Genomic DNA, 21,084 nt, shown 5'->3' with positions numbered 1-21,084 from the left:
TTATAACTAGACCGTGGCCGCCAACAAGTGTAGGGAGTATCGATATCTGTACTTCTCATCAGTTGCTTAGTCGTACCCTCGGACGGATTCAGACGTTGCAGTCGCGCCGCAGAACCCGATCCCGGTAGTTCCCTGCCGGCCGAGATCGGGACGGTGTGACTCGGGGGACGGACAACAGCCACATGCCACGGAAACAGTCACTCACACGGAGACGGACAGTGCTCAAGACGATCGGTGTCGCAGGACTCGCCGGCCTCGCGGGTTGTCTCGGCGACGAGGGCGAGTACCCGGACGACGACCTGACCGCCGTCGTGCCGTTCGACGAGGGCGGCGGCTCGGACACCTACGTCCGGCAGATGGCGGGCCCGCTGTCGGACGAACTCGACCAGGACATCCGCGTCGAGAACGTCCCCGGTGCGGGCGCGATGCGCGGGATCGGTCAGCTGCTGACCAGCGACCCCGACGGCTACACGTTCGGGAAGTTCAACCCGCTGACGACGTCGATCGAGGCCATGATCAACCCGCCGGACTTCGAGATGCAGGATCTCAAGGGGCTGGCGACGATCGGTTTCAACGCGATCGTCGTCATCGGGGACGCCGACGAGGGGCTCGAGGACTTCGACGACGCCGTCGACCGGTACGACGACGGCGAGTTCGAGAACCTCGGCGGGCTGGGCGTGAACTACCTCCCGAAAGCGATGTTCTTCCAGGAACGCTACGGGATGCCCTGGTCGAACTACATCCAGTACTCCGGCGCCGGGCCGATCAACCAGGCCGTCGCCTCCGGCGAGGTGCCGGTCGCGATCACCTCGGACCAGGGAGCCACGGCCGCCGTCGACGGCGGCGACGCCGACGTGCTCGCGGTCCTCACCAGCAACGGGAGCTCGGTGTTCCCGGACGCGCCGACGATCACGGACCTCGGCTACGAGGGAATGGACTTCCTCGGGCAGGTCACCCGGTCGATGTGGGTTCCGCCGGAGACGCCGGAGGACCGAGTCGAGGTCCTCTCCGAGGCGATCGAGGCGACGATCGAGAGCGACGAGGTGCAGTCGTGGGCCGCAGAGACCGGCAACGAGATGGCCTACGGCCCGCCGGAAGAGGCAGACCAGGTCCTCGAGGACGTCTGGTCGGAGATTCCGGACCTCGTCGATCTCGACGACCTCCGCGACGAGGCCAACTGAGCGAGATCGATGCAGAGCCACGACCGCTCCGAACTCGGCCTCCTCGGCGTCTTCCTCGCGACGGCCGTCGGATTCACCGCCCTCACGTTCGACTTCCGGTCGTCGTCGGCGGCGCTATTCCCCCGGCTGATGGCCGGCGTGATCGTCGTCGGAGTCGTCCTCCTGCTCGTACGCGAGTACCTGCCGGAACCGCTCCGACGCGTCGTCGCCGAGCCGGTCAGCCTCGTCGACCAGGAAGAACTCGAGCACGACGCGACGGAACTCGAGACCGACACCGACGACGCGACGGAACTCGAGACCGACACCGACGACGCGACGGAACTCGAGACCGACACCGACGACGCGACGGAGCTCGAGACCGACACCGACGACGCGGACGCCACGTCGACGCGGGCAGCGGAGCGCCCGCTCACGCCGCGGCAGTTCACGTTCGCCGCCATCGCCGGCTACGTCGGCCTGTCGTATCTCTTCAGCATCCTCGTCGCGACGCCGCTGTTCGTGCTCGCGTACGCGACGTGGTTCGGACACCGGCGGCGGACGGCGCTCGCGCTCGTCGTCGCGTCGCTGCTCGTCGTGTTTCTGTTCATCGAACTCGCCAACGCACCGCTGGGCGATGGCCGCCTGCTCCCAGGTGGAGGGCTCTAGATGGTCTTCGACGCCCTCCTCGAGGGGATCGCCATCGCCCTCTCCTGGCCGACCGTCGGCTGGCTGATCCTCGGCGTGCTGCTCGGCATCGTCATCGGCGCCGTCCCGGGGATCGGGCCGAACCTCGGGATGGCCGTCGTCTTGCCGCTCACGCTGCCGCTCGGAGGGACGAACGCCATCATCCTGCTCGTGGGGATCTACTCCGGCTCGATGTACGGCGGCTCGATCGCCGCGATCCTCGTCAACGTCCCCGGCACGGCCGCCGCGGCCGCCACGACGTTCGACGGCTACCCGCTCTCGAGACAGGGGGAGGCCGGCTACGCCCTCTCGGTGTCGGCCGTCAGTTCGGCGTTCGCCGGCTTCATGACCGTCGCCGTACTCATCCTGCTCTCGCCGCTGCTCGTGACGATCGTCCTCCTGATGGGGTCGCCGGAGTACTTCCTGGTCGCCGTCCTCGGGCTCTCGATGATCACGATCGTCGCCCGGGGCTCGATCGTCAAGGGGTTCGTCGCCGGAGCGTTCGGCCTGCTGTTGACGACGATCGGCATCGCGCCGATGTCCTCGGAGCTCCGATTCACCTTCGGCTCGCTCGAGCTCTACGACGGGCTCAACTTCGTCGCGGCGATTCTCGGACTGTTCGCGATCGCAGAGATGCTGAAGCTCGCGGGCGAGCGCGGCGGGATCGCCAGAGACGGGATCGCCGTCGACGGAACCCATACGCGAGGCGTCCGGGAGGTTCTCTCCCATCCGGTCACGCTGGTCAAATCCGCGTTCATTGGGATGGGGATCGGCTCCCTGCCCGGCTCCGGCGCGGCCGTCTCGAACTTCGTCGCCTACGGCGAAGCGATGCGCTCGTCCGCCTCCGACCGGTTCGGTCGCGGCGAGATCCTCGGCGTGATCGCCTCGGAGTCGTCGAACAACGGCACCGTCGGCGGCTCGCTCATCCCGGCGCTCTCGTTCGGGATTCCGGGCTCCGGGGCGACGGCCGTCCTGCTTGGCGGGCTGCTCATGCACGGGCTGATCCCCGGCCCGGACCTCTTCGAGGGGGAGTTACAGCTCACCTACAGCGTCTTCGTCGCGCTGTTCGTCGGCAACCTCGTGATCCTGGTGATCGGCCTCTCGCTGGTGACCCGGATGGACGTCCTCACGCGGATCAACACCGAGTACCTGATTCCCGTCATCGTCGTGCTCGCCGTCGCCGGCAGCTACACCCTGCGGAGCAACTGGATCGACGTCGCGACGATCCTCGTTCTCGGCGCCGTCGGCTACTACATGTTCCAGCACGAGTACTCCGTCATCGCGTTCATCCTCGGGATGGTCCTCGGCGGCATCGCCGAGGAGAACTTCCTGCGCTCGCTGCAGCTGTCGGACGGCTCGTGGGCGATCTTCGTCGCGAGCTGGCCGTCCCGGCTGATCGTCCTGCTCATCGTCCTCGTCGTCGTCGGGCCGCTCGTCTCGAACTGGCTGCGCAACCGCCAGGAGGGCCCCGACGCCACATGAGCCCGACCTCCACGATGGCGTACCGCTCGCCGACCACCCCTGTTAGCTATCTCACAGTATGAGTCAGAGTCACACTGCATCACGCCACGACGACCGCCCGCTGAACGACATTACCGTCCTCGAGCTCGGCCACATCGCGGCCGGCCCGTTCTGCTCGCTGATCCTCGCCGAACTCGGCGCCGACGTCATCAAGGTCGAACGCCGCGCCTCGGGCGGCGACTCGGTCCGCGACTCGAGTCCGGTCGGCAACAGCCTGTTCAACGCCGTCAACCGGAACAAACGGGCGATCACGCTCGATTTGAAGACCGACGACGGGCTCGCGGTGTTCTACGACCTGGTCGCGGAGGCCGACGCCTTCGTCGAGAACCTCCGCCCGGGGGCACCCGAGCGCCTCGGTATCGGTTACGAACAGCTCCGCGAGCAGAACCCGGAGCTGGTGTACTGCTCGATCAAGGGTTTCAACGAGGGGCCCTACCAGGAGTACCCCGCACTGGACCCGATCGCCGAGGCGCTCTCGGGGCTGATGAGCGTCACGGGCCACCCGGACAAGCCGCCGGCCCGTGCGGGGACGAGCGTCGCCGACATGACCGCCGCGCTGTTCGGCGCCATCGGCGTCGTCTCCGGAATTCGCCAGCGGGCGATCACCGGCGAGGGCCAGCACGTCACCGCGCCGCTGTACGAGAGCACCGTCTCACTGATGGGCTACTGGCTCGCCTACGCGCAGGCGTACGACGACGTCCCCGAGCCGATCGGCGCCAGCCACGAGAACTGGGCGCCCTACGACGTCTACCTGGCCGCCGACGAGACGTGGGTCTTCGTCGGCCCGTCCTCACAGGCCCAGTGGGAACGCCTCTGTGCGGCCCTCGAGGTCGACCTCCACGAGCGGCCGGCGTTCGAGACGCTCGCGGACCGCCGGGCGAACGAAGCCGACCTCAACGCCGAGTTGCAGGCCGTCATCCGTGAGCGCCCCGCCGACGAGGTCGTCGCGGCCATCCGCGAGGTCGGCGTCCCCGTCGCTCCCGTCCAGAACGTCCGCGAAGTGGGCGAAGACGAGCACCTGCTCGCGAGCGACGCCCTCGGGACGATCGAGACGACAGAAGGGGCCGAGGCGGAGGTCGCCGTCCCGTTACTTCCCCTCCGCTCGTCGACGTTCGACGCGCCCCATCCGACGAAGCCGCCCGAACTCGGCGAGGACACGGACGCCATCCTCGCCGAACTCGGCTACGACGCCGACGAGATCGAACGCCTCCGGAACGACGGCTGCCTCTGAGTCGGCCGACCGCAACCCGAGCACCGATACTCCCTCGGCCGCAATCGACTGTCGATGAGCGACGGCACAGAGACGGCTACTCACGAGAACGCGGGCTACCGCCGGCTGTTCGAGGGCGACGGGCTGACGTTCGGGACGAGCTTCCCGCTCACGGGGACGCGGCGGTCGACGCCCGCCGTCGACGAGGAACTCCGACTCGCGCGCCACGCCGAGGCGGTCGGCTTCGACGGGCTCTGGGCGCGGGACGTGCCGACCTACTGGCCGCGCTTTGGCGACGCTGGCGGCGGCTTCGACACCTGGCCGTGGCTCTCCCACGTCGCCGCCCACACCGACGCGGTCGCCCTCGGCACCGCGAGCGTCGTCCTCCCGCTTCGCCACCCGTTGCACGTCGCGAAAGCCGCCGCGACCGTCGACCGCCTCTCGAAGGGGCGGCTCGTCCTCGGCGTCGCCTCCGGCGACCGCGATCCGGAGTTCCCGGCGTTCGGCGTCGACCGCGACGAACGCGGGGCGCGCGTCCGCGAATCCATCGAGGTCCTCCGGACGGTCTGGCGCGAGGCGTTCCCCGAACTCGACGGCGAGTGGGGACGCCTCGAGGGCGACCTCGACGTGCTCCCGAAGCCGACGAGCGGGTCGATCCCACTGCTGCCGACCGGCTACGCCCGCCAGTCGCTCGAGTGGATCGCCGACCACGGCGACGGCTGGCTGTTCTACCACCTCCCCGACGAGACGCTCCAGACCTACCTCGAGCAGTGGCGGTCGCTGGCGGGCGAGCAGCCGTTCGCCATCGCGGTCCGCGTCGAACTCGCGGCCGACCCCGACGCCGACCCGGAGCCGCGCCACCTGGGCTACCACGCCGGCGTCGAGTGGTTCCGGGAGTACTTCGCCCGGCTCGAGGGCTACGGGCTCGATCACGTCATCGTCGGCCTCGAGGCCGAGGAACCGGAACGGGCGCTAACGACGTTCGCCGAGGCGGTCATCGAGGAGCTGTGACGGGCACGGTCAGCCGCAACGTCCAGCCGGCCGGTCGCGGTTCTCGGCGCCCCGATCGGCGACTCGTCGGACGAACGTGAATCACGACGGACGCTCATTACGAACGCGATCACGACAGATTATAACGATATTACGAACGCGATCACGACGGAACGCGCGGCCGCCGTCGCTACGCGGATGCGTGTCCGGCCAGCTCGAGGTACGGCGTCAGGACGCCGCGGTCGACCACCAGGGTAACCAGATCGGTGTCGGGGTCGTACCGAGCGAGGCCCGCGTCGCACAGCTGCGGGAGGTGGGCGTGAACGAGGTCGGCGTAGACGTGTTCACACCGATCACGCGTCGGGTCGCCTTCGGTGAGGGCGACGAACTCGGCCAGGTCGTCCAGTGCGGTCGCGGCCGGACGGTGTGCCAGATACGCGAGCGCGAGTTGCCGTCGTTCGTGGGCGAATGCGGCGAACAACCGCGTCGGGGTGGTCTCAGGGCTCTCAACGTCCGCTTGCTTTGGGGTTCGTGTCTGCGACGTCATATCATCACTACTGCACTCGTCTCTCGCTGATCCAGCACCCGCTCACAGTGCAGCTTCAGCGGAGTACGGAGAGTCCATTGGCTCGCTCTGTTATAGGCTTCGTTACCGTCCACTGTCAGCGTCCCAGAACACTCGACAGCGCCGATAGTTCACCGCGAATGTGCGGACAGTAATCGCCACAAACCGACACCCTTCGGCCCCGTCTGACGGTTCGAACGGGGCGAGTTCGAGGGGTGAGTTCAGCACCGTTTTCACGGCTTTCGGTGAGTATCGTCGGATTCCGTGCCTGGAGCCGACAACCTCGATGGCCAGCCGACGGCTCACGGGGCACCTCGGATCGTGCTGGGCACCGGTGTACACCCGGCTTTGACGCGGCATCCGTTTCGGGTGGGACGATCCCCTCGTTCCCGCGCCTTTATCCGGGCGGCGCTCGACGCTGCTGCTCGATGAAGACCTACCCGCCTATCCCCCGCGTCGCCGGCGCGCCCGATCACTGGTTCGAGGAGGGGCACCTGTGGCTCCTCGAGAAGGTCGACGGGGCACTCCTTCGCTTCCAGCTTCAGTCGTCGGGGCTGCTCCGCTTTGGCGACCGCGAACGGGTGTACGACGAGCCGGCCGCGGTCCCCGAACCGTACCGCCACGCCGTCGAGCACGTCAGGGCGAACCTCGATCGCGACGCCCTCCGTCGAGCGATGTCGGACGTCGAGAGCGTCGTCTTCTTCGCCGAGGCGATGCACCGCCAGACGATCGCGTACGACTGGGAGCGAACGCCGTCGGTGCTCGGCATCGACGTCTGGTCGGCCGAAACGGGCACGTTCTTACCGCCCGACGCCGTCGACCGAATCTTCGATCGGCTCGGCCTCACCCCCGTGAACGTCTTCGAGCGAGAACTTCGCGCCCGCGATTTCGACCCGGACGCGTATTCGATCCCACAGTCGGCGTGGTACGACGGACCCGCCGAAGGCGTCGTCGTCCGGAACAAACGGGGCGGACGCGCCAAACTGCTCCATCCCGACCAGTCGGCGACACAGCCCGCGCCAGTCGACGCCTCGGCCGACGAACTGGCCGGGAGGTACGCGACCGACAGTCGCTTCGAAACGGTCGCTTCCACTCTCGAAGAGCGAGGCCAGCCCGTGACGGTCGACACGCTCTACGAACGCACCCTCGAGTTCGTCCTCCGCGAGGCACACCACCACGTCCACGGCGACGGGCGGGTGGACGCACGCGCCTTCCGATCTGCAGTCGCCGCACGGACGCGGACGTTCCTCGACACTCGAGCGGACGACGCGTGACAGAACGGGACGACAGCACGTGAGAGACAGGATGACGACGCGTGACAGAACGGGACGACAGCACGTGAGAGACAGGATGACGACACGTGATAGAACGGGACGACGACGCGTGATAGAACAGGATAACGACGCGATCAGAACGGGACGACGAGGCGTGATGGAAGCTGTCGGCGGACGGCCGACGTCGGCCGACGCGGTCAGAACGGGAACAGCGAGTCGGCCTCGAGGTCGCGCTCTAAGAGTTCGATCTCGTGGCCGTCCTGGTCTTTGGTGAACGCGTACATGTCGTCGTTGCTCTCGGGGTCGCGGTACTCCTCGGCCTCACGGACGAGCAGCTGCTCCCAGTCTTCCTCGAGGTCGTCGACGCGCACGCAGAGGTGGCCCCAGGCGTCGCCCAGCTCGTAGCTCCGGCCGTCGTAGTTGTAGGTGAGTTCGACGGTCATCGCCTCGTCGGCGGCGCCCTCGGGTTCGACGAAGTAGTTCGCGAACGTGTCGGCCTCCCAGCGGCCGACCTCCTGGTACTCGAACTTGCGGGTCCAGAAGCCGAGCGCCTCGTCGGCGTCCTCGACGCGGATCATGGTGTGGTCGAGCGACCACGTCGGGAGGTCGGGGTCACGCTGGACTAACTCGATCTCGTGGCCGTCGGGATCCTTGACGAACGCGTAGCGGCCGCCACAGGACTCGGGGTCGCGGTAGTCCTCGACGCCGCCGTCCATCAGTTGCTCGTAGTGGTCCTCGAGTTCGCCTTCGGGGACGCGCACGGCGATGTGGCCCCAGGCGTCGCCCATCTCGGTGGTCTCGCCCTCGTTGTGCGTGAGCTCGAGAAAGGCCGCCTCCTCGCCCATCTCCTCGGGGCCGAGGTAGACGATGGTGAAGCCGTCGCCCTCGTAGCGGTCTTTCTCCTCGTAGGCGAGGTGCTCACCGTACCACTCGAGTGACTCCTCGAGGTCTTCGACGCGCAGCATGACGTGGTCGAGCGTTCCGTCCATACTCGAGTCATCACCAGCAGGCGGCAAAAGCGTGGCGAAGGCGGTGGTCGACCGCGAGTCGAGTCGCCTCAGTCGGTACTCTCGGGTGCACCTGGATCGCGTTCGGGTTCCGGGATGAACTCGACGTCCTCGCGGGAGGCGATCGGGTCGACGCCCTTCCGGCGGGCGTCGAGTTCGGAGAGACCGTAGACGAGGCCCACGAGCAGGACGACCCCGAGCGGGAGGAAGACGACGGGGGGCACGCCGAGGTAGCCGTACAGCAGATAACAGACGGTGACGACAGCGATCACCGTCGTGGCGTAGTAAAACTGCGTGCGGACGTGATCGATGAGGTCCGCGCCGGTGAACGTCGAGGAGAGCACGGTCGTATCGGAGATCGGTGAGGTGTGGTCGCCGAAGATCGCCCCCGAGAAGACGGCGCCGACGACGACGGGTGCGAGCGCGAAGTCGCCGGTGAGTTCGAACGCCACGGGGATCGCGATCGGCGTCACGATCCCCATCGTGGCCCAGGACGAGCCCATGGTGAAGGCGATGAACGCGGCCGTAAAGAGGACGACGACGGGGAACAGCGCGGGCGAGAGCACGCCCTCGGCGAGCCCGGCGACGTACTCGCCGGTGCCCATGTCCGAGGCGACGGCGCTGATCGACCACGCGAGCACGAGGATCGTGACGGCCGTGAGCATCAGCCGGAAGCCGTCGAGGGTGGACTCGACGCCGTCGCCGACGTCGAACAGCCCGTAGCCGACCCCGATGGCGATCGCCGTCGCGACCATCGCGAACGAGCCCCAGACGAGCGCGGCCGCCCAGTCGGCCTCACCCGCCACCCCCTCGGCGAACTCGCCCAGCGAGAGGGCGAACAGCTCAGCGGGGGACTCGAGTCCGGCGGCGAGATAGCCGGTGTAGAAGGCGCTCGCGATGGTGACGGCGATCAGGACGACGATCGGCGCGAAGAACGTCCGCAACATCGGTCGCTCGTCGATGGGATCGCCGAGGTCCGCCTCGACTTCCTGGAGCGGCGTCGCGTCGTCGCGGTTGACCTTGCCGGTCGACCACGCGCGGTGTTCGGCGTCGAGCATCTCGCCGTAATCGCGCCGGGTGAGCACGACGAGCCCGACCATCACGACCGCGAGCAGCGCGTAGGCGTTGTACGGAATCGACTGGAGGTAGGTCGCGAAGACGCTCGGCGCATCGACCCCCTCGGCCTCCTCGACGACGTCGAACCCCTCCCGAACCATCGAGAGCTGGAAGGCGACCCAGCTCGAGATAGCGATCGTCGCCACGGGTGCGGCCGTCGAGTCGACGATGTAGGAGAGCTTCTCGCGGGAGATGCGGAAGCGATCGGAGATCTCACGCATCGTCGAGCCGACGATGGCCGTGTTGGCGTAGTCGTCGAAAAAGAGGACGATTCCGAGCACCCAGGTGGCGACGCCGGTCTTTCGCTGGCTCTGCAGTCGCTCGACGGCCCAGTCGCGGACGGCGATCGCACCGCCGAGTCGCCAGATGAGCGCGACGCCCGAGCCGAGCAAGAGCGTGAAGATGAGGATCTGGGCGTGGAAGACGTCCGCGATCGAGCCCGCGATCCAGTTGAACGTCTGATCGATGCCGATACTGCCCGTGACGATGACACCACCCGCCCAGATGCCGAGAAATAGCGAGAGAATCGGTCGTCGAGTGACGATCGCGAGGAGGATCGCGAGAAGCGGTGGGACGAGCGAAAGCGCGCCGAATTCGACCATAGCAGTTCGATGGTCATCGCCGAGTATAAACATGATTATAAATAATTATTATTATCCAGTGAATGGTAGTATTTCCCACTGGCAGGGTTCGAAGGGATGGGCCCGGCGATTCTCCATCGATCGAGAGACCGGACCGACTAACGAGTCGTTACAGGTTGGCCAAGCGCAGGTGGCTTACAACGCGACGAGTTCCCACAGCTCGAGGCCGTCGGCCTGACCGCGGTCGCCGTCACGGCGAGGAAGCCAGCGTCACTCGTGGTTCGGCGTCCACTCGTCGCAGGCGTCCATGTCGTCCATGGCCGCCCCGTCGTGCGAACAGTACGGCGTCATTCCCGACGACGAGCGAACGTACTCGAAGTGCGCGCAGTTGCCACAGTATCGGTCGGTCGGCTCTCCCGGGCCGGACGGCGGGTCGACGATCTCAGCGTCGCGACCGTCGGTTCCGTCCAGGGGCGAGCGGAGCTCAGCGTCCACCGAGCCGCCGTCACTGGTCGGCGACGCCGTTCCCGCCGCCGTTCCCGCTGGCGAACGCGAGGTGGCGGTCGGCGGTGACGGCGACTGTGACGTGGTCGCCGTCGAGGCGCCGGGGGCGTTCGTCTGGGTTTCGACCTCGCCGTCGGGGGTCGCCCCGAGGAAGCCGACACCGCCGAGTCCGCTCGAACCCTCGACCTCGACGATCTTCGTTTCGCCCTTACGGGTGACGTTCATCTCGAGTGCACCGCCGGGGTCGTTGCGCGTCTTGAAGTTCACGACGGCGGTGAACAACGTCCCGATGGCGCTGAAAAAGCCGAGCAGGTAGACGGCGGAGACGAACAGCGTGAGGTCCTGCCCGTAGCCGTCCCAGTGGGTGGGGTAGGCGTACCAGAAGAGGGCGACCCCAACCAGGCAGATACTGGCACTGATCGCCGCCGCTGCCTGGATGCGACGGCTCGCTGGCAACACCACGAACACGCCAACGAGCACGACGGGCGCGGCGAGGCCACCGACGATGCCGCCATACTCGCGGGCGGTGAGCGTCTCAGCGACGAAGAAGTCGGTGGTCGCAACGAGGACGGCCAGGACGGCCAGTACCGCTCCAGTGAGGACGAGTCCCGTCCCTGCGTACAGCCGCCGGAGGCTCGACACCTCCCTCGCGTTCCCTTCGTAGACCTCCGTCAGGCTGGTCATGGAGCCACCTTCGTGCCCAATCCACAAAACGATACGTCAGACACCTACTAGAAAACGGAGACGTATTCGACGGTGAGAGCAAACGAAAGCTTGAATCGACCCGCTCGCAAACGACCTGTCATGAGCGACGAGGAGGACTCCGAGGAACACCCCGTTACGCTGGGCGAACAGCGATCGGTCGAGGGCGCACCGCTCGCTCGCGTGACGTCGCGGCTGACCTGGCCGAAAGAGAAAAGCGAGGTGGACCGACTCGAGGGCGACAGCGTCGTCCGAACGCCCGACGGTCCGCAGGAGCTGTCGGCCGTGCTCGAGGAAGTCGAAGAGACCTACTTCGAGCGCCGCCAGGAGTTCGAATCCCACGTTCGCGACGTGATCGGAACCGGCCCCGTTCCGACCGCAGACGAGTAAGGAGCCGTGGCAACGGCAGACGTCCGTTCGGGCGTTCGCTGGTTCCGTGAGCGCCTCGGGGCGCTCACCTGGGTGCAGCGGTCGTTGCTCGCCGGCGCGCTGTTGACGATTCTGTGGACCAACCTGGTTCGCTCCGGTCTCGACAACCGGATCGTCTTCGACGGACTGTTTCTCTTCGCTGGGCCGCTCGCGCTGGCGCTGACCCACGGCAAGCGCATCGGCTGGCGGATCAATCGGGTCGCGATTCGCAACGCGATCTTGCTCTCGCTGTTCGTCCTCCCCTTCTACCTCGTCGGCTCGACCCTGCCGACGATCAGGGGGTTTTACCCGATCTGGGAGACGTCGACCGATCCGGCGGCGTTCGTTCCCCACGCGGTGAAGCTGTTTTTCCTCGCGCTGGCTGCCGAAACCTACTACCGGGGGCTGCTCTGCGTCGGCGTCAGCGACCTCGGCTTCAAGGCCGTCTTCATCAGCCCTGTCGTCTACATGTTCCACCACATGGGCAAACCGCCCATCGAGTTCCTCCTCTCGGGGCCGACCGACGTCCTCTTCGGCGCCGTCGACTACAAGTCGAACTCGATTCTCCCGTCGGTCATCGCCCACGGCGCCGGCCTCGTCCTGCTCGACTGGCTCGTCCTCCACGACCCGCTGTTCGATCCGACAGGGCTGTTGAGCCACCTCGAGTGGTTTCCGGTTCCGCTCTGAGCCACCCGTCAGGCGGTCGGCGCGTCGCCGCGAACGAACGATGAGTGAGAGCAGTTTTTGCCCTGGGCGAGGAACAACAAGGGATGATCGATCCGAGCGAACTCGACCCCGAGGAGTACGGCGAGAAAGAAGCGATCCTCGAGATGGACCACGAGGAGGCGATCGAGCACGTCCGCGGGGTGTGTACCGACGTCGGCTTCGGCATCCCCGTCGAGTTCTCCCCCTCGGAGTTGCTCAACGAGAAGGTCGACGCCGACCGCGACCCCTACTACGTCCTCGGCGCCTGCAACCCGGCGATCGCGAACCGCGCGCTCGAGGAGACGCTGCGCATCGGCGGCCTCTTCCCCTGTAACGTGATCGTCTGGGAGGAGAAACCGGGCCGCCAGCGCGTCTACCACCTCTCGATCATGAAGATCGCCCACCTGCTCGGCATCGCCCCCGACAACGAGGCGTGGGCCGAGATCCTCGAGGAGACCGGCGAGCTCACGGCGGAGGCGTTCGACCGCCTCGAGGGCGTCGACTCCGCGGCGTCGGACTGACATTCAGAACTAATAACTCGGCACGCGGGCCAAATTTTGGCCAAGATAGGACTCAACGCGGCCGATCTCCCGCATCATTCCACGCTAGTAGAGGCGTTTGACAGGATCAAGACGGCCGTCTGGCGAGTGCTGCTGCGCCTGTCGGCGTTCACAAAAGCGCGAGTGATCGAGGTTAGTTTTGAATACTCGTTTCGGAAGCAGTCGCTCGAGTCGCGGGAGTCGAATAGCGTACCGACGTAGCCAAGATTCAGAAGTGACGCAGACCACTCCAGCTTTTGTGCAGCCCACAAAATCGCTCTGCGATTTTGGGACGCAGCTGCACGACCCATCCGGTCATGCGGCGATGGACGCGACATTTTTCGACCGCGAAAACGCAAGCAAACACTACTGCCGTCGGACGAATTACCGCGTCCAGACGCTCAAAACCACCGCTCTCGTCGATACAGCCTCACAGGCTGTCCTCGACGTTCACTGCACGACGAGGAAACGCCACGACACGCAGATCGGCTGGCAACTCGCCCGCCGCAACGCGGGCGAGTTGCACAGCCTCGTCGCAGACAAAGGCTACGACTGGCAACGATTACGCGACAAATTGAGGGAAGAAGGCGTGAGACCGTTGATCAAGCATCGTGAGTTTCGCCCCATCGATCACGCGCACAATGCGCGGATCGATGAGACTCTCTACGGCCAGCGAGCGCTGTCTGAAACCGTCTTCTCGGTAATCAAGCTCACGCTCGGCGATGCCGTGCGTGCGCGAAGCTGGTATCGTGAGTTCCGTGAAATCGTCCTGATGTGTGTCGTCTACAACATCAAGCGTGCCGTCACACAGTGAAATCAACCACTGTATGGCGATTCACCACAGCCGAATGAAGAGTCTATTTTGCCAGATGAAAAGTATTTATATTCTCGGCCTTTATCATAGGTATGAACCGACGAAAAGTTATTACTGGGACAGGGATAGCGCTCTTCACGCCCATGATTGGCTGTCTTGACAGAAATCAAAGCACCGAAGATGATATGCACAACGATAATGACACCAGTGGAGAAGATGAAAATGATGATATAGATACTGAGCCACAGAATGGCGAAGAAGACACCTATGATGAATCAAGACAAGATCCGATATTCATTGAGAACACCACAGATGATGAGATAGTTGTAGAAGTGTTTGTTGAACAGAAATCTAGTGGAGAAGAACTTATTGAAAACAAGTACGAAGTTCCCTCAAAGACAGGGCTTGAAATTCCAAGCATAGCAGATGTCGGAAGTGAATACAGAATTACCGCTAAATTTGACGGAATGGTTGAGGAATATGATTGGACAGTTTTGACTTGTGCCCGTGGTCCTGGAGCCGGCACCGGAACCGCTCTCGGGGTAGAAATAGCCGAAGGTGAACTCTATATTCTCCATACTGATTGTGATGAAATTGGTGCTGGGGAAAAAATAGAGTTGACATACGAAAATCATGAAGAATATATAATTGATTGAAAAGAAGTAGAGGTGACATAGAATCAGTCGATCACATCGGGTTTGAGTGAAAGTGTCTGCTTGGAGAATGTATGCAACTGGCGGCGCCCCGTCGAGGGAGGGGGCACCGCCTCTGGAGGTGGCCGTTCACAGAGTTCTGCGAGATGGTGCCCCGCGCAGCTTGGGCAGCACTTGGCGTCCGCAGAGCTGTGCCAGCGAACCAACCGCTCAACGACCGGTTCTTCCGGTAGCTGTCCCTGAATTGGGACACCGGTCGTGAATGGAACGCCGTCGAGTCGGCAGCGATCTGCCGCCAGCAACGACCAGCCAACAACAAAGCTCGGCTGCCGAGAACAGAACTCACCATCTCAATGCGTTCGAAGGCTATCCAGATCTCGAAGACAACGATTCAGCGGCTACTGGAACGGGGTTGTGAGCTCTCTGATGTGATCAACTGAGGCTACGACTGGCAACGATTACGCGACAAGCTGAGGGAAAAAGCGTGAGACTCCTGATCAAGCATCGTGAGTTCCGGCCTATCGATCACGCGCATGGGTGATCGAGGTTAGTTTTGAATACTCGTTTCGGAAGCAGTCACTCGAGTCGCGGGAGTCGAATAGCGTACCGACGTAGCCAAGATTCAGAAGTGACGCAGACCACTCAACGCGCGGATCGATGAGGCTCTCTACGACCAAAGAACCCCGTCTGAAACCGTCTTCTCGGTGACCAAGCGCACGCTCGGCGACGCCGTACGTGCGCGCTTCTGGTATCGAGAGTTCAGTGAAATTGTCCTGATGTGTATCGTCTACAAGATCAAGGGTGCCATCAGACAGTGTAATCAACCGCTGTATGGTGATTCACCACGGCTACCCATTTGATCTGCTGAGTCCTATTCCATTTTAAATACCAAATCACTATAGTATCTGACACGCACTTCTCGGCTAACATCTATTTCTTCGTTCCTAACTGTGGTTTTACGAGCAAGTTTATGGGTAGGTACATCTAATTCAGTGTCAACTAGTTCTCCAGTAACCTCATGTGTGATTGCTGTCACAGGACGGCTGGAGAATTGCTGCACCATCTCTTCTCCTGCTCTAACTGGTTCTTCGGAATCATCTGTTTTGACTATGATTGAACCATCATTCATATTTTCGACAATAATGGACTCTTCCTGATGTGGCTCAGTCAATTCAATCGCTACATCTGGACGTAAATTTTTAGCTAGATTAATATTGAGGTAATTTCGTCGTTCATACTCAATTGGATCACTTAGGGACTGGAAGGCTCCACTATATGTTACGGTTTGGTTGGATTTGATTACATCAATTTCATCTTGTCCAATTACATCTGTATAAAGTTTTACAATTCCGTTTTGCAGTCGATATTTATTGACATCACATATGGCTATTGTTTCAGGTGGAAATTTAGTTGAAGAGTTAATAGAGTATTGAGTTCCAATCTCAATAAGGCCGGCTTTTCTTTCTGATGCTGCAGCGGTGGTGGAACCCACTACGACCGCCCCGCTCAGCACAGCAGTTTTCTTTAAAATGGCACGTCTATCTACTTGGTATGTTTTCTTTGTTTTAGTCATCGTACTCGTGGTCAGCAGTAACTTCAACTCCGGTGTGCTCGCAACTATTCATTTTTGTCCAAGCTTCCTCTGTTGAGGCTATATCAGAATTACAGTCTCCTGTGCTCCAATGCTCGGAACCGTATGTTCCAAGTAACGGACTGCTTGCTCCTTCTTCATGTCCAATCATATATAAGTGTCCGAGGTCGTGGTCAGTATCGTTTTCTACCATGTCCTCGATTTCATCAATACCTCGGTTAATAATAGTATGTAACACCTCGTGGACCGCTACCTGAGCAGTCCCGTTTTCATTACTATATACTCCCATGACACCACGCTTCGCGTCAACGAATCCGGTTGTATGTGAGAGATTGCTTGGACTCTGTGCTCGCCCCCCAATGTTATTACTGGAAACTGCTAAGTGAGTTCCTCTCCAGTCTATATAATCACTAACTTCAAGCCAATTTTTGAAGGCAGTGGAAAAGTTATCAAGTGTATTATCGCTTATATTAAGAGTGTCATTATATCTTTGGATACGATAAAAATCGATAACACCGTCCGAGTACATCGATTCACATAGTCCGTAGATACCTTCATTATCGCTCAGATCGCCACCATATAATATTTCATCATTTATCGAACTATTTACTGATTGTGAATTCGGGTATAAATACACAAGATATGGTCTGCTTGGTTGCCATGCATCACCTCGTTCTTCTAATGTCGTGAAAGACATGCAAGATATACTGTGCAATATACCAATATAAAAATTATGGAATTAATTAGATATATGAGGGTACTAATAAATCTCTTCTCAGGTATAGTCTCTAGAAATACGATGAGTTCGCGCTCGCTGAGCTGGAAGCAATCGTCTCCGGAGTCACGAACGATCTGTTTCATCTGAAGAACTCGGTCGCACTCCGTGCGCCGAAGAATGAGCGTTTGGCGACCCGCGAGCGGATCGACCAGACGCTCGAGAACCTCCGGAAAGAAGTCTGACGATTAGGCCGTCAAGACTCGCTAAAAGCTGCGGCGTACCTCCAGGAATGGGCGAAAGCAACCGTGACGTTCGCAGAACTCGCGCTTGAACAACAGCAGGTTCCGTGGACGTTCAATGTTGTCGAACAAGCCATGGGTGAAGTTTCGAAGCGATGTAAGAATCAGTGGGTTCGGTGGTCAGAAGCAGGATTAAAGTCGCTCCTCTGGTTGACTCTGGTGCAGTATGCCGATCCCGAACAATTCGCGGCGTTCGCCGACGAACTGCTCGAGCGGTCAGCCAAAACAGCCATCACACTGGAGGTGTCAGTTGACGCTACCAGAGGCGAACTCTAGACGAGTTTGGGACGGGATCCAAATATTGCGAGAACTGCCCCTCGAGCTCTCGGTCGTCGGCGTCGATTGTCCATTCGGTTACATACCTCGTTACGCCCTCGAGGCGACCACCCGCTGGTGATTTCCCCGCTCCCGGCTCGTTCGCCTCTAAAATAGGCGACCGAAACGGCCATTAATAAATACGGAAAACTTGCCGGAGAGATCTATTGCACATCATTGAAATACCGCCTCTGACTACGAATTCGTATGGTAGAACCCGATCCGTTCGGTGCCGTTCGCGAACTCGAGTACGACGGGTCCACGTACAAGATGGCGGACCTCACCGTGCTCGAGGAACAGGGACTGTGTGACCTCGAGAAACTGCCGGTGAGCATCCGGATCCTGCTCGAGTCCGTGTTGCGAAACGTCGACGGCGAGAACGTCTCCGCGGACGACGTGAAAAACGCCGCCTCCTGGGAGCCCGACGTCCCGGACGTCGAGGTGCCGTTCCAGCCCAGCCGCGTCGTTCTGCAGGACTTAACCGGCGTGCCCGCGGTCGTCGACCTCGCGGCGCTGCGGTCGGCGGCCGACCGCGCCGGCGAGGATCCCTCGATCGTCGAACCCGAGGTGCCGTGTGACCTCGTGATCGACCACAGCGTCCAGGTCGACTACTTCGGCTCCGAGGACGCCTACGAGAAGAACGTCGAGCTCGAGTACGAGCGCAACGAGGAGCGCTATCGGGCGATCAAGTGGGCCGAGCAGGCGTTCGAGGACTTCAACGTCGTGCCCCCAGGGACCGGTATCGTCCACCAGGTCAACCTCGAGTACCTGGGCCGCGTCGTCGACGACCGCGAGGTCGACGGCGAGCAGTGGCTGCTGCCCGACACGCTCGTCGGCACGGACAGCCACACGCCGATGATCAACGGCATCGGCGTCGTCGGCTGGGGTGTCGGCGGCATCGAGGCCGAGGCCGCGCTGCTCGGCCAGCCAATCACGATGACCCTACCCGAGGTCGTCGGCGTCAAGCTCACGGGCGAACTGCCCGAGGGCGCGACCGCGACCGACCTCGTGCTCCACATCACCGAGAAGCTGCGCCAGGTCGGCGTCGTCGACAAGTTCGTCGAGTTCTTCGGCCCCGGCGTCTCCCAGCTCTCGGTCGCCGACCGCGCGACCATCTCGAACATGGCCCCCGAGCAGGGCTCGACCATCAGCATCTTCCCGGTCGACGACGCCACGCTCGACTACCTCGAGCTCACGGGTCGTGACGAAGAGCACATCGAGTTGGTGAAAGAGTACCTCGAGGCCCAGGGCCTCTTCGGCGAGCACGACCCCGAGTTCACCGAGGTCGTCGAGTTCGATCTCGGCGAGGTCGAACCCAGCCTCGCGGGGCACAAAAAGCCCCACGCCCGCATCCCGATGGGCGACTTAGACGAGCACTTCCCGACGCTGCTCGAAGAGCAGGGCGTCATCGACTCGGGAGCCGCCGAGGGCGACGGTGGGCTGGTCTCGAAGGAGGTCCCGGACCTCGACGAGAAGGTCCCCGTCACGCTCGAGGACGGCACCGAGGTCGAGATCGGCCACGGCGACGTCCTCGTCAGCGCCATCACGAGCTGTACGAACACCTCGAACCCCTCGGTGATGGTCGCCGCGGGCCTGCTCGCGCGCAACGCCGCCGAGGCCGGCCTCGAGGTGCCCGAGTACGTCAAGACCTCACTGGCCCCCGGCAGCAAGGTCGTCACCGAGTACCTGAAGCAGGCCGACCTGCTCGAGGATCTCGAGGAGCTGGGTTACCACGTCGTCGGCTACGGCTGTACGACCTGTATCGGGAACGCCGGCCCGCTCCAGGCGCCGATCGAGGAGGCCATCGACGAGCACGGCCTCTGGACGACGAGCGTCCTCTCGGGCAACCGCAACTTCGAGGCGCGCATCCACCCGAAGATCCGCGCGAACTACCTCGCCAGCCCGCCGCTCGTGGTGGCCTACGGCCTCGCCGGGCGGATGGACATCGACCTCGAGAACGAACCCATCGGCACGAACGACGAGGGCGAGGAGGTCTACCTCGAGGACGTCTGGCCGGACGCCGAGGAGATCAAAGAGACCATCTACGACAGCGTCTCGCCCGAGCTGTTCGAGGAGAAGTACGCGAGCGTCTACGAGGGCGACGAGCGCTGGGAGGCCCTCGATGCCCCCGAAGGCGACGTCTACGAGTGGGACGGCGAGTCGACCTACATCCGCGAGCCGCCGTTCTTCCAGGACTTCCCGCTCGAGGAACCGGGTGTCGAGGACATCGCCAACGCGCGCTGTCTGCTCACCCTCGGCGACACCGTCACCACCGACCACATCAGCCCGGCCGGGCCGTTCAGCGAGGAGCTGCCCGCCGGCCAGTGGCTCAGTGAACGTGGGGTCGAACCGTACGAGTTCAACACCTACGGCTCGCGCCGTGGCAACCACGAGGTCATGATGCGTGGCACCTTCGCGAACGTCCGCATCGAGAACGAGATGCTCGACGGCGTCGAGGGTGGCTACACCATCCACCACCCGACCGACGAGGAGACCACCGTCTTCGAAGCCTCCGAGCGCTACCGCGAGGAGGACACCCCGCTCGTGGTCATGGCCGGCGAGGAACTCGGGACCGGCTCGAGTCGCGACTGGGCCGCGAAAGGGACCGATCTGCTCGGCATCCGCGCGACCATCGGCAAGAGCTACGAGCGGATCTACCGTGACAACCTCATCGGCATGGGCGTCCTCCCCCTGCAGTTTTCGGAGGGCGACGGCTGGGAAGAGCTCGGCCTCGACGGCTCTGAGTACTTCGAGATCCAGGGCTTAGAGGACGGCCTCGAGCCCAACGACGAACTCACCGTCGTCGCCGAGGACGAAGCCGGCGAGACGACCGAGTTCGACGTCACCGCACAGGTCGGCACGCCCGCGGCCGTCCGCTACATCGAGAACGGCGGCGTCCTCCACCTCGTGCTGCGCCGGCTGCTGACCGAGAACTGACGACGCGACGACGGTGAGCCCGGCTTCGGGACCACCATCGGTTCGGACGGATTGCTGGACCGAGTTATCGGCGTGCTCGCGGACCGGCTGCGACTGCGCTGGAGCTGGCGTACGACAGTTCGTATCGATTCGGTAGAATAATTGAATCGTTGAATCGCAAGCCCCCTGGAATCGGCGACGGGACCGCCCAGTCCGGTTGGTTTATGGTTTCCTGTCCCATCATATGAGACGATGAGTGATAGCGACGAACGATCGACCGGTCCCGCCGACTGTTCATTCGTCCTCTCCGAGGAGCAGGTCGATGAGCTGTCGGACCGATCGGTCGACGAGGAGATCGAGATCTTCTCTACACTGGGCAGCGAAACCCGGTATCGGATTCTGCTGATCCTCGACGCAGCCGAGAAGCCGGTCTGCGTCTGTGAACTCGAGCCGTACCTCGAGGTCGGACAGAGCAGCATCAGCCAGTCGCTGTCGCAGCTTCGAAAGGACGGGCTCGTCTCCCGGACGAAAGAGGGACGGTGGCGATACTACGAGCCGACCCCGCTCGCAGAGCGGCTCATTCAGACCGTCAGGGACAGACACGGCGTCGACGCGCCGGTTCCCGGTTTCTGATCACACACTCACCGTCAGACGAGACGGCGTGTAAAACGACTTTTCCCCCGATTGGACGCTGGACTCGGTGAGTCATCGGACCTGACGCTGCCGTGAGTCGCTGGTCCAGTCTCGATCCCGAACGATTCTTTTTTCGACGACATCCGGGGCCGCACAGTCAAAACCTTAATATTGTAATA

18 protein-coding genes and 5 pseudogenes are annotated in these 21,084 nt (G+C 62.7%); 17 read left to right on the top strand and 6 right to left on the bottom strand.

The genetic code is table 11. The annotated features are described in order from the left end of the window. Nucleotides 1-218 precede the first annotated feature (218 nt). The 5 genes from NMQ09_RS03860 to NMQ09_RS03840 are packed head-to-tail and all read left to right on the top strand — an operon-like array spanning nucleotide 219 to nucleotide 5,586. Nucleotides 219-1,181, top strand: coding sequence for a Bug family tripartite tricarboxylate transporter substrate binding protein (locus NMQ09_RS03860; protein ID WP_255193125.1), 963 nt, complete (start codon nucleotides 219-221; stop codon nucleotides 1,179-1,181). A 9-nt stretch (nucleotides 1,182-1,190) separates the two neighbouring features. Further along, nucleotides 1,191-1,826: a tripartite tricarboxylate transporter TctB family protein gene (locus NMQ09_RS03855; protein WP_255193124.1), complete on the top strand. Its 636-nt coding sequence runs from the start codon at nucleotides 1,191-1,193 to the stop codon at nucleotides 1,824-1,826. Further along, complete coding sequence (locus tag NMQ09_RS03850) at nucleotides 1,827-3,326, top strand: tripartite tricarboxylate transporter permease (protein ID WP_255193123.1); 1,500 nt, start codon at nucleotides 1,827-1,829, stop codon at nucleotides 3,324-3,326. 58 nt (nucleotides 3,327-3,384) lie between these two features. Further along, complete coding sequence (locus NMQ09_RS03845) at nucleotides 3,385-4,596, top strand: CaiB/BaiF CoA transferase family protein (protein ID WP_255193122.1); 1,212 nt, start codon at nucleotides 3,385-3,387, stop codon at nucleotides 4,594-4,596. A gap of 54 nt (nucleotides 4,597-4,650) precedes the next feature. Then, nucleotides 4,651-5,586 carry a TIGR03571 family LLM class oxidoreductase gene (locus NMQ09_RS03840; RefSeq protein ID WP_255193121.1) on the top strand — a complete coding sequence of 312 codons (936 nt, stop codon included), beginning with the start codon at nucleotides 4,651-4,653 and terminating at the stop codon, nucleotides 5,584-5,586. Between the two features lie 169 nt (nucleotides 5,587-5,755). Here NMQ09_RS03840 and NMQ09_RS03835 read toward each other — a convergent pair whose 3' ends face one another. Continuing rightward, nucleotides 5,756-6,112, bottom strand: a complete 357-nt coding sequence (locus NMQ09_RS03835; RefSeq protein ID WP_255193120.1) for a DUF7344 domain-containing protein — start codon at nucleotides 6,110-6,112, stop codon at nucleotides 5,756-5,758. 446 nt (nucleotides 6,113-6,558) lie between these two features. On the opposite strand from NMQ09_RS03835, the gene NMQ09_RS03830 reads away from it, so the two are divergent. After that, nucleotides 6,559-7,404, top strand: coding sequence for an RNA ligase family protein (locus NMQ09_RS03830; RefSeq protein ID WP_255193119.1), 846 nt, complete (start codon nucleotides 6,559-6,561; stop codon nucleotides 7,402-7,404). Nucleotides 7,405-7,601: 197 nt separating this feature from the next. Here the strand turns inward: NMQ09_RS03830 and NMQ09_RS03825 are convergent, their stop codons facing one another. From NMQ09_RS03825 to NMQ09_RS03815, 3 genes are all read right to left on the bottom strand, one after another. Continuing rightward, nucleotides 7,602-8,393 (bottom strand): VOC family protein, encoded by a 792-nt coding sequence (locus NMQ09_RS03825; protein ID WP_255193118.1) that lies wholly within the window; start codon nucleotides 8,391-8,393, stop codon nucleotides 7,602-7,604. Nucleotides 8,394-8,461: 68 nt separating this feature from the next. Further along, the gene (locus NMQ09_RS03820) at nucleotides 8,462-10,129 is read right to left on the bottom strand and encodes a Na+/H+ antiporter NhaC family protein (protein ID WP_255193117.1); all 1,668 of its coding nucleotides are present in this window, start codon (nucleotides 10,127-10,129) and stop codon (nucleotides 8,462-8,464) included. A 249-nt stretch (nucleotides 10,130-10,378) separates the two neighbouring features. Beyond that, nucleotides 10,379-11,296 (bottom strand): cell division protein CdpA domain-containing protein, encoded by a 918-nt coding sequence (locus NMQ09_RS03815; RefSeq protein WP_255193116.1) that lies wholly within the window; start codon nucleotides 11,294-11,296, stop codon nucleotides 10,379-10,381. A gap of 120 nt (nucleotides 11,297-11,416) precedes the next feature. On the opposite strand from NMQ09_RS03815, the gene NMQ09_RS03810 reads away from it, so the two are divergent. From NMQ09_RS03810 to NMQ09_RS03770, 8 genes and pseudogenes are all read left to right on the top strand, one after another. Then, nucleotides 11,417-11,704 carry a DUF5789 family protein gene (locus tag NMQ09_RS03810; protein ID WP_255193115.1) on the top strand — a complete coding sequence of 96 codons (288 nt, stop codon included), beginning with the start codon at nucleotides 11,417-11,419 and terminating at the stop codon, nucleotides 11,702-11,704. Between the two features lie 6 nt (nucleotides 11,705-11,710). Next, complete coding sequence (locus tag NMQ09_RS03805; protein ID WP_255193114.1) at nucleotides 11,711-12,409, top strand: CPBP family glutamic-type intramembrane protease; 699 nt, start codon at nucleotides 11,711-11,713, stop codon at nucleotides 12,407-12,409. Nucleotides 12,410-12,492: 83 nt separating this feature from the next. Continuing rightward, nucleotides 12,493-12,948: a DUF302 domain-containing protein gene (locus tag NMQ09_RS03800; RefSeq protein WP_255193113.1), complete on the top strand. Its 456-nt coding sequence runs from the start codon at nucleotides 12,493-12,495 to the stop codon at nucleotides 12,946-12,948. Between the two features lie 12 nt (nucleotides 12,949-12,960). Continuing rightward, nucleotides 12,961-13,780, top strand: a pseudogene (locus NMQ09_RS21145) (IS5 family transposase). A gap of 92 nt (nucleotides 13,781-13,872) precedes the next feature. Further along, complete coding sequence (locus NMQ09_RS03785) at nucleotides 13,873-14,436, top strand: hypothetical protein (RefSeq protein ID WP_255193112.1); 564 nt, start codon at nucleotides 13,873-13,875, stop codon at nucleotides 14,434-14,436. A gap of 77 nt (nucleotides 14,437-14,513) precedes the next feature. Further along, nucleotides 14,514-14,666 (top strand): annotated as a pseudogene (locus NMQ09_RS03780) (ISH3 family transposase); the annotation flags it as partial. A 207-nt stretch (nucleotides 14,667-14,873) separates the two neighbouring features. After that, nucleotides 14,874-14,968 (top strand): annotated as a pseudogene (locus NMQ09_RS03775) (IS5/IS1182 family transposase); the annotation flags it as partial. Between the two features lie 109 nt (nucleotides 14,969-15,077). Continuing rightward, nucleotides 15,078-15,293, top strand: a pseudogene (locus NMQ09_RS03770) (hypothetical protein); the annotation flags it as partial. 11 nt (nucleotides 15,294-15,304) lie between these two features. Here NMQ09_RS03770 and NMQ09_RS03765 read toward each other — a convergent pair. Both NMQ09_RS03765 and NMQ09_RS03760 read right to left on the bottom strand, forming a co-directional pair. After that, nucleotides 15,305-16,006, bottom strand: a complete 702-nt coding sequence (locus tag NMQ09_RS03765) for a hypothetical protein (RefSeq protein WP_255193111.1) — start codon at nucleotides 16,004-16,006, stop codon at nucleotides 15,305-15,307. Continuing rightward, nucleotides 15,999-16,721 carry a hypothetical protein gene (locus NMQ09_RS03760; protein WP_255193110.1) on the bottom strand — a complete coding sequence of 241 codons (723 nt, stop codon included), beginning with the start codon at nucleotides 16,719-16,721 and terminating at the stop codon, nucleotides 15,999-16,001. The genes NMQ09_RS03765 and NMQ09_RS03760 overlap by 8 nt, the downstream gene beginning before the upstream one ends. Nucleotides 16,722-16,816: 95 nt before the next feature. Here NMQ09_RS03760 and NMQ09_RS03755 point away from each other — a divergent pair. The 3 genes and pseudogenes from NMQ09_RS03755 to NMQ09_RS03745 form a co-directional block, all read left to right on the top strand. Next, nucleotides 16,817-17,317: pseudogene (locus tag NMQ09_RS03755) on the top strand (ISH6 family transposase); the annotation flags it as partial. 246 nt (nucleotides 17,318-17,563) lie between these two features. Further along, nucleotides 17,564-20,293 (top strand): aconitate hydratase AcnA, encoded by a 2,730-nt coding sequence (acnA, locus tag NMQ09_RS03750; RefSeq protein ID WP_255193109.1) that lies wholly within the window; start codon nucleotides 17,564-17,566, stop codon nucleotides 20,291-20,293. A 231-nt stretch (nucleotides 20,294-20,524) separates the two neighbouring features. Beyond that, nucleotides 20,525-20,905 (top strand): winged helix-turn-helix domain-containing protein, encoded by a 381-nt coding sequence (locus NMQ09_RS03745; protein ID WP_255193108.1) that lies wholly within the window; start codon nucleotides 20,525-20,527, stop codon nucleotides 20,903-20,905. Nucleotides 20,906-21,084: the final 179 nt, after the last annotated feature.

The sequence above is a fragment of the Natronobeatus ordinarius genome, assembly GCF_024362485.1.
GTDB lineage: Archaea > Halobacteriota > Halobacteria > Halobacteriales > Natrialbaceae > Natronobeatus > Natronobeatus ordinarius.
The sequence above is the reverse complement of the archived record's forward strand: the minus strand, read 5'-3'. Positions and strand labels throughout refer to the sequence as shown.

Bases quoted from the DNA above. Each gene is read 5' to 3' on its own strand.
- NMQ09_RS03855 (WP_255193124.1), top strand. From the start codon at position 1,191: ATGCAGAGCCACGACCGCTCCGAACTCGGCCTCCTCGGCGTCTTCCTC.
- NMQ09_RS03850 (WP_255193123.1), top strand. From the start codon at position 1,827: ATGGTCTTCGACGCCCTCCTCGAGGGGATCGCCATCGCCCTCTCCTGG.
- NMQ09_RS03785 (WP_255193112.1), top strand. From the start codon at position 13,873: ATGAACCGACGAAAAGTTATTACTGGGACAGGGATAGCGCTCTTCACG.
- NMQ09_RS03825 (WP_255193118.1), bottom strand. From the start codon at position 8,393: ATGGACGGAACGCTCGACCACGTCATGCTGCGCGTCGAAGACCTCGAG.
- NMQ09_RS03840 (WP_255193121.1), top strand. From the start codon at position 4,651: ATGAGCGACGGCACAGAGACGGCTACTCACGAGAACGCGGGCTACCGC.
- NMQ09_RS03765 (WP_255193111.1), bottom strand. From the start codon at position 16,006: ATGACTAAAACAAAGAAAACATACCAAGTAGATAGACGTGCCATTTTA.
- NMQ09_RS03745 (WP_255193108.1), top strand. From the start codon at position 20,525: ATGAGTGATAGCGACGAACGATCGACCGGTCCCGCCGACTGTTCATTC.
- NMQ09_RS03830 (WP_255193119.1), top strand. From the start codon at position 6,559: ATGAAGACCTACCCGCCTATCCCCCGCGTCGCCGGCGCGCCCGATCAC.
- NMQ09_RS03820 (WP_255193117.1), bottom strand. From the start codon at position 10,129: ATGGTCGAATTCGGCGCGCTTTCGCTCGTCCCACCGCTTCTCGCGATC.
- NMQ09_RS03800 (WP_255193113.1), top strand. From the start codon at position 12,493: ATGATCGATCCGAGCGAACTCGACCCCGAGGAGTACGGCGAGAAAGAA.
- NMQ09_RS03810 (WP_255193115.1), top strand. From the start codon at position 11,417: ATGAGCGACGAGGAGGACTCCGAGGAACACCCCGTTACGCTGGGCGAA.
- NMQ09_RS03845 (WP_255193122.1), top strand. From the start codon at position 3,385: ATGAGTCAGAGTCACACTGCATCACGCCACGACGACCGCCCGCTGAAC.
- acnA (WP_255193109.1), top strand. From the start codon at position 17,564: ATGGTAGAACCCGATCCGTTCGGTGCCGTTCGCGAACTCGAGTACGAC.
- NMQ09_RS03760 (WP_255193110.1), bottom strand. From the start codon at position 16,721: ATGTCTTTCACGACATTAGAAGAACGAGGTGATGCATGGCAACCAAGC.
- NMQ09_RS03835 (WP_255193120.1), bottom strand. From the start codon at position 6,112: ATGACGTCGCAGACACGAACCCCAAAGCAAGCGGACGTTGAGAGCCCT.
- NMQ09_RS03815 (WP_255193116.1), bottom strand. From the start codon at position 11,296: ATGACCAGCCTGACGGAGGTCTACGAAGGGAACGCGAGGGAGGTGTCG.